The sequence below is a fragment of the Stenotrophomonas sp. Br8 genome, assembly GCF_014763005.1.
In the GTDB taxonomy this organism is placed as follows: Bacteria; Pseudomonadota; Gammaproteobacteria; order Xanthomonadales; family Xanthomonadaceae; genus Stenotrophomonas; species Stenotrophomonas lactitubi.
The window spans coordinates 23,429-29,532 of sequence record NZ_JACGTN010000024.1 but is presented as its reverse complement, the minus strand read 5'-3'; the positions used below and the strand labels follow the sequence as shown (position 1 = coordinate 29,532).

The following is a 6,104-nucleotide window of genomic DNA, read 5'->3' as shown; positions in this document are numbered from 1 at the left end:
ACGTACTTGCAGCGCCCCCTGCACAGCCCACCCGCCCGGCCCACTGCCAGATTTGGAGGCAGTATGCCGCCCAGCCACGAGGGGCTGCGCCGTTCGCCGGAACTCCCAACTGAACGATTTCATCTGCAACGGTCATGCAGATCGTGTCTAATACCGCTCCCCACCCGTAGTGCCCCCACCTGTATGTCCCTCCAATCCCATGGCCCGGCGCCGTGCGACGACGCTGACGGCCACCTGGTCACCGCTGGCCCGCTGACCCCGCCGCCCGATGTTGCCGGCACCCCCGCCGATGAGAAGGCACTGCGCCACTCGGTCGCCGAGGACGTGCAGGGCATGGTGCTGGCGATGCTGGTGGCCTCGCTGGGCCTGGCCATCTTCGCCAAGGGCGGGCTGATGATCGGCGGCATGGCCGGCATGGCCTTCCTGCTTCATTACTCCATGGGCTGGAACTTCGGCCTGGTGTTCGTGCTGGTCAACCTGCCGTTCTACTGGGTGGCCGTGCGCCGCATGGGCTGGGAATTCACACTGAAGACGTTCGCGGCGGTCACCGCCTGCGGCCTGCTGACCGACATCCTGCCGCGCTGGGCCGACTTCTCGCATATCGCGCCGTTGTACTCGGCGCTGGTCGGTGGCGCGCTGTCCGGCCTGGGCATCCTGTTCTTCATCCGCCACCGCGCCAGCCTTGGCGGCATCGGCATCCTGGCGGTGTACCTGCAGCGCACCCGTGGCTGGAGCGCCGGCAAGGTGCAGATGTCCTTCGATGCGTGCCTGATGGTGGCTGCGTTCTTCGTGCTGTCGCCGTCGAAGGTGATGTACTCGGCCATCGGTGCGGTGGTGCTCAGCCTGGTGCTGATGTTCAACCACCGCCCAGGTCGCTACATGGGCGTCTGACGGCTCACCGGCAATGCCGGCCAGCGGCCGGCACTACCGGGGCAGGGCTTGCACCCACGGTGGCGCCAGCTTCAGCAGCTTGGCGTGCACCGGGCAGTCCTCGGCATGCGCGCCCGGCAGGTAGCCCAGGCTCATCAGGAACTCGCCGGTGATCTCGCCACCGGTGAAGCGGAAGGTCTTCTTGAACAGCTTTACCCAGTCGGCCTTGCTGCGCGGGTGGTGCGCGTCCAGCCATGCGGCGAAGCTGCCGTGGCTCTGGCGCAGCTGCTGGATCACCTGTGCGTTGTGGATCGCCGCCAGCACCTTCAAGCGGTTGCGGATGATCCCGGGGTCCGACAGCAGGCGCTCGATGTCCTGCTCGGCATAGGCGGCGACACGATCGACGTCGAAGGCGTCATAGGCCGCGCGGAATCCCTCGCGCTTCTTCAGGATGGTTTCCCAGCTCAGGCCAGCCTGGTTGATTTCCAGCAGCAGGCGCTCGAACAGCTCGCGCTCATCGCGCTGCGGGAAACCATATTCGTTGGCGTGGTAGTACTCGTGCACCGGGTGGCCCGGGGCGATGCGGCAGTATCCGCTCATGGTGTTGCCGCCTCCGCGCGGTCTTTGCTGCGATCAATCTCCAGCTGGCCCGCCGCGCCGTCAAGCAGCAGCGTCGGCCAGCGTGGCGGCTGCACGGTCAGGCGGCCATCGCGCAGGGCCTGTGGGGCCTCGTCCGAAGTGCGCTGGTCAACGTCCTGGAAGGAAACATCACCCTCCTTTCTCCAGCCAGCGGGTTCACGCACGTGCAGCTGGCAGCGCGGACCGCTGTACAGACTGGTCATGCACAGCAGCACTTCATCTTCGCCATCGCCGTCCAGGTCACGACGCAGGGCGACGCAGCGCTTGTCGCCGATCTTGTCGTCGTCCAGACAATCGCCCGCACTCAAGCGCCGATCCAGTACTGCCTGCCACCAGTCATCGGCTGGCGATGCGGTGCCCTTGGCCAGCACGATCCGTGCCTTCAGGCCGGCCAGGTCGCGCACGCCATCGTCGATGTCGTTGTCCCAGCGCGACTCGCGCTTCTGCCGGGCCAGTGCCTGCACGATGATGCTGGAGGCGCGGGTATCGGCCGCCAACGACGGTGCCTTCTGCAGCGTGCGCAGCGCCTGCACACCACGGCGGCCCAGCTCGAAACGCAGCTGGTTTGCCGCGTCTGCGGTCATCAATGCCGGATCGGCGCGCAGGCGCTTCATCTGGCTGGCCAAGGTGATGCGCACCGGGTCGATCACCGGGGATATGGCCAGCAGTGCCGTGGCCAGCACGGTCCAGCACATCCAGCGGTTGACCGGCTCAAGCCGATGCAGCCAACGCCCCTGCCGGCGCAGTGCGGCGAAGGCGTAGCCGATGGCATAGCCGGCGATCAGCACCGCAACCGCGAAGCCCCAGAAGCGCGAGAGGGTCCAGCCATATTGGCTGACCCGCAGGGTCATCGCGTACAACGCCAGGCCGGCGTAGACCGGCAATGCCAGCAGGCTGGCCTCGACCAGCCGGCGCAGCCATGCCGGGTAGGGCGGGGTGCCGTCGTCGTGCTGGTAGACCGCGTTGGCCAGGCTGATCAGCAGCACCGCCAGCACCAGCAGCAGGCTGGCGGCCGAGCGCGTGGCCCACAACGGCGCCAGCCCGGTGAACGGCAGTGACAGCACGAACAACACTGCGATGAACGACAGCAACGGCAGCAGGCCGCGGCAGATGGCGAACAGCACCTGGCGGGTGATCTGCATCGCGCGATGCTGGGTGCGCCCGATCAGCACGCCGAAGCCCGCCAGCATGCCGGTGGCCAAGGCGATGAAGGCGTCACTGCCGAACAGCTCGTGGAAGAAGTCGACCTTGACCATCCGGAACAGCGCTGCCCACAACCACAGCAGCAGCCAGGTCAAGCCGGTGAACACCGCCGCCAGCACCAGCGTGAGACCGTTCTGCCACGCACGTTCGAACAGTGCGCCGTAGTCGGCCCGCCAATGACCCGCGTGCAGGCGGAACTGCCACCAGGGCAGGGCAATGAACGTGGCAACCGCCAGGCAGACCGAGAGCGGAACCTGCAGCACGGCCGCATACAGCGCGGTTTCTCCGCTCAGGTTCCAGGCGGCCCAGGCGGCCAGCGCGAGGACGAGCACCGAGGCCAGCCCGGCGTGCAGCCACAGGCGCCACGCCTTCAGATCAACCAGCGTCAAGGCCACCGCGGTGGGCACGGTCAATACCCAGGCATACCAGCAGTAGCGCCAGCCGATGTCCCGGAACGGCCATTGATCGGCCAGTTCCTGGGCGGCGAAAAGCATCAGCCCCTGCAGCAATGCGATCAACACGATCATGCTGCGGGTGGGCCATGACAGCGTTGCGTCCTGCTGCATCGGGTCGTCCTCCTTGCAAGAGCGCCATCCTAGCCCATCCCTTCGCGCCCGCATCCTGCCGCAGCGGTTAGAATGACGCCCATGCCAGTAACGCCGACTTCCCTCGCCAATCACCTGCTCGTGGCGCTGCCGTCGCTGATCGACGCCACCTTCGCCCGCACCGTTGCGCTGATCTGCCAGCACGACGAGAACGGGGCAATGGGGGTGCTGGTCAACCAGCCTTCCGAGTACACCCTGGGCGAAGTGCTGGCGCAGATGGACATCGCCACCGTCGATGGTGGTCTGCAGGCGCGTCCGGTGCTCAATGGCGGGCCGGTGCATCCCGAACGTGGTTTCGTCATCCATGACGATGCGCGCGCGTGGGATTCCAGCCTGGTCGTCGGTGACGGCCTGTACCTGACCACCTCGCGTGACATCCTCGAGGCGATGGCGCGCGGCGAAGGCCCGGCCAATGCCGTGGTCACCCTGGGCTGCGCGGGCTGGAGTGCCGGTCAGCTGGAAAGCGAACTGTCCGAAAACAGCTGGCTGACCGTGCCGGCCGACGCCGAGCTGGTGTTCCAGCTGCCGCTGGAACAGCGCTGGCAGGGTGCCGCCTCGCGCATTGGCGTCGATCTGTTCCGGCTGACCGATTACAGCGGCCATGTCTGAGCCGGCCCTCATCCGCCGCGATGGCACCGTGCTCGGCTTCGATGTCGGCTCGCGCCGGATCGGTGTGGCGATCGGCAGTGCGTTCGCCGCGCATGCGCGCGCGGTGGCCGTGGTCGATGTGCACGGCAATGGTCCCGACTGGGCGGCGATCGAACGCCTGCTCAAGGAATGGAAGCCCGATGGCCTGGTGGTTGGCGATCCGCTGACCCTGGACGGCCAGGACCAGCCCAACCGCAAGCGCGCGCAGGGCTTTGCCCGCCAGCTGCGGGAACGTTTCAAACTGCCGGTGGTGATGATCGACGAGCGTTCCAGCTCGGTCGAGGCCGCCCGCCGCTTCGCCGTCGAACGTGCCGAAGGGCGCAAGCGTCGCCGCGATGCGGCCGCCCTCGATGCCGTGGCTGCGGCGGTGATCATCGACCGCTGGTTGTCGTCGCCGGACGACGCCATTCCCATTCCCTGACGATACGAACCCCGCCATGACCGCCCAGCAACTCGATGACTCCGGCCGCCTGCGCCACCTGTTGACGCTTGAAGGTCTTCCCCGCGACACCCTGGTGCAGCTGCTCGACCGCGCCGGCCAGATCCGCGATGCCGCGGTCGGCCGTGTCGGCAACAAGCGCCACGTGCTGGGCGGATCGGCGGTGTGCACCTTGTTCTTCGAACCCTCCACCCGTACCCGCAGTTCGTTCCATCTGGCGGCGCAGCGGTTGGGTGCGGACGTGCTGAACTTCGACGCCTCCACTTCGTCAACGCGCAAGGGCGAAACCGCCTGCGACACGCTGAAGAACCTGGAAGCGATGGGCGTGCGTGGTTTCGTCGTACGCCACCCGGATGACGGCGCCGTGGCCGCGCTGGCCGCCGTGGCGGGCGAGGGCACCGCGCTGATCAATGCCGGCGACGGCCGCAGCTCGCACCCGACCCAGGGCCTGCTGGACATGCTGACCCTGCGCCAGGCCAAGGGCCCGGACTTCTCGAAGATGAAGGTGGTGATCGTCGGTGACGTCAAGCACTCGCGCGTGGCCCGCACCGACCTGCATGCGCTGCGCACGCTGGGCGTCGGCGAGATCCGCGTGTGCGGCCCGCAGTCGCTGCTGCCGGACGACGACACCCTGAAGGGCTGTGTGGTGAGTGATGATTTCGACGCGATGCTGGAAGGCGTCGACGCGCTGATGATGCTGCGTCTGCAGCGCGAGCGCATGGAAGAAGGGCTGGTGCCGTCGCTGGAGCAGTATCACGCGCAGTACGGGCTGAACACCGAACGCCTGGCCCGCGCCGGCAAGGACGCAGCCGTGCTGCACCCGGGCCCGATCAACCGCGGCGTGGAAGTGACCGACGAAGTAGCCGACGGCCCGCAGTCGTGGGTGCTGCGCCAGGTCGCCAACGGCGTCGCCGTACGCATGGCTGTGCTGGAAACCCTGCTGGGTTGAGACCGCGCGTCCCGATTGGGTGGGGGCCGATCGCTGGTCAGCACAAAGGAATTCACCCTGAACAGCCTAGGTGGGTGCCGACCGTTGGTCGGCACAGAGCAATCAGTCCCGTGGTGCTGCGCGCAACCATTGATTGGCTACAGGCCTACCTGCATCGGAGTGGTTGCCCGATAGAAGGGGACTGCCCGTAGGTACACGCTTGGGCCCATGAACCGTGCACGCCTATGCCTTGGCCGCCATTCCCGGATCGGGCAACCCTACATCCTGACCACCGTCACTCAGGGGCGTCGACGCCACTTCGACGATGCCATTGCGGCGCAGGTGGTGATGGACGTGGTCCGCCGCATTGATACTGAAGGCCTGACGCACTCACTTGCCTATGTGGTCATGCCGGACCACATTCATTGGCTTGTGGAGCTCCGCGCGTTCTCGCTGGACTACATCATGCAACGCTTCAAATCGAGCAGTGCATTGCGGATCAACCGCATGCTCGGCCGATCGGGACGATTCTGGCAATCGAGCTATCACGATCACGCGATCCGCTCCGATGAATCACTGTTCCGTCATGCGATGTACGTGTTGGGGAATCCGATCAGGGCAGGGCTGACCGCGCAGCTTGGTGAATATCCCCATGCGTGGTGTCGATGGGAAGTTGAAGGGAGATTCCAGTCAATTGAACATATGGGATCGGAGAGATAGTGCCGACCAACGGTCGGCACCCACCGCGGAGGTTTTCCAGCAGGAGCTGTAG

At 66.5% G+C, this 6,104-nt stretch carries 7 protein-coding genes; 5 read left to right on the top strand and 2 right to left on the bottom strand.

What is annotated here, in order from left to right; genetic code table 11:
- The first annotated feature begins 183 nt into the window (after positions 1-183).
- On the top strand, positions 184-891 hold the full coding sequence (locus H3005_RS19785; RefSeq protein WP_025874035.1) for a YitT family protein: 708 nt from the start codon (positions 184-186) through the stop codon (positions 889-891).
- 33 nt (positions 892-924) lie between these two features.
- On the opposite strand, the gene H3005_RS19780 is transcribed toward H3005_RS19785, so the two are convergent.
- Positions 925-1,470 (bottom strand): DNA-3-methyladenine glycosylase I, encoded by a 546-nt coding sequence (locus tag H3005_RS19780; RefSeq protein ID WP_191078844.1) that lies wholly within the window; start codon positions 1,468-1,470, stop codon positions 925-927.
- On the bottom strand, positions 1,467-3,278 hold the full coding sequence (locus tag H3005_RS19775; RefSeq protein ID WP_100551728.1) for a DUF4153 domain-containing protein: 1,812 nt from the start codon (positions 3,276-3,278) through the stop codon (positions 1,467-1,469). Before H3005_RS19775 ends, H3005_RS19780 begins: the two co-directional genes overlap by 4 nt.
- 81 nt (positions 3,279-3,359) lie before the next feature.
- On the opposite strand from H3005_RS19775, the gene H3005_RS19770 reads away from it, so the two are divergent.
- The 4 genes from H3005_RS19770 (at position 3,360) to H3005_RS19755 (ending at position 6,052) form a co-directional block, all read left to right on the top strand.
- Positions 3,360-3,926: a YqgE/AlgH family protein gene (locus H3005_RS19770; RefSeq protein WP_099819255.1), complete on the top strand. Its 567-nt coding sequence runs from the start codon at positions 3,360-3,362 to the stop codon at positions 3,924-3,926.
- Positions 3,919-4,386 carry a Holliday junction resolvase RuvX gene (gene ruvX, locus H3005_RS19765; RefSeq protein WP_025874031.1) on the top strand — a complete coding sequence of 156 codons (468 nt, stop codon included), beginning with the start codon at positions 3,919-3,921 and terminating at the stop codon, positions 4,384-4,386. The genes H3005_RS19770 and ruvX overlap by 8 nt, the downstream gene beginning before the upstream one ends.
- Before the next feature lie 16 nt (positions 4,387-4,402).
- Positions 4,403-5,353: an aspartate carbamoyltransferase catalytic subunit gene (locus H3005_RS19760; protein WP_191078843.1), complete on the top strand. Its 951-nt coding sequence runs from the start codon at positions 4,403-4,405 to the stop codon at positions 5,351-5,353.
- A 207-nt stretch (positions 5,354-5,560) separates the two neighbouring features.
- Positions 5,561-6,052: a transposase gene (locus H3005_RS19755; RefSeq protein WP_100551729.1), complete on the top strand. Its 492-nt coding sequence runs from the start codon at positions 5,561-5,563 to the stop codon at positions 6,050-6,052.
- Positions 6,053-6,104 lie beyond the last annotated feature (52 nt).

Coding starts and splice junctions, on each gene's coding strand:
- H3005_RS19785 (WP_025874035.1), top strand. CDS start 184: ATGTCCCTCCAATCCCATGGCCCGGCGCCGTGCGACGACGCTGACGGC.
- H3005_RS19780 (WP_191078844.1), bottom strand. CDS start 1,470: ATGAGCGGATACTGCCGCATCGCCCCGGGCCACCCGGTGCACGAGTAC.
- H3005_RS19775 (WP_100551728.1), bottom strand. CDS start 3,278: ATGCAGCAGGACGCAACGCTGTCATGGCCCACCCGCAGCATGATCGTG.
- H3005_RS19770 (WP_099819255.1), top strand. CDS start 3,360: ATGCCAGTAACGCCGACTTCCCTCGCCAATCACCTGCTCGTGGCGCTG.
- ruvX (WP_025874031.1), top strand. CDS start 3,919: ATGTCTGAGCCGGCCCTCATCCGCCGCGATGGCACCGTGCTCGGCTTC.
- H3005_RS19760 (WP_191078843.1), top strand. CDS start 4,403: ATGACCGCCCAGCAACTCGATGACTCCGGCCGCCTGCGCCACCTGTTG.
- H3005_RS19755 (WP_100551729.1), top strand. CDS start 5,561: ATGAACCGTGCACGCCTATGCCTTGGCCGCCATTCCCGGATCGGGCAA.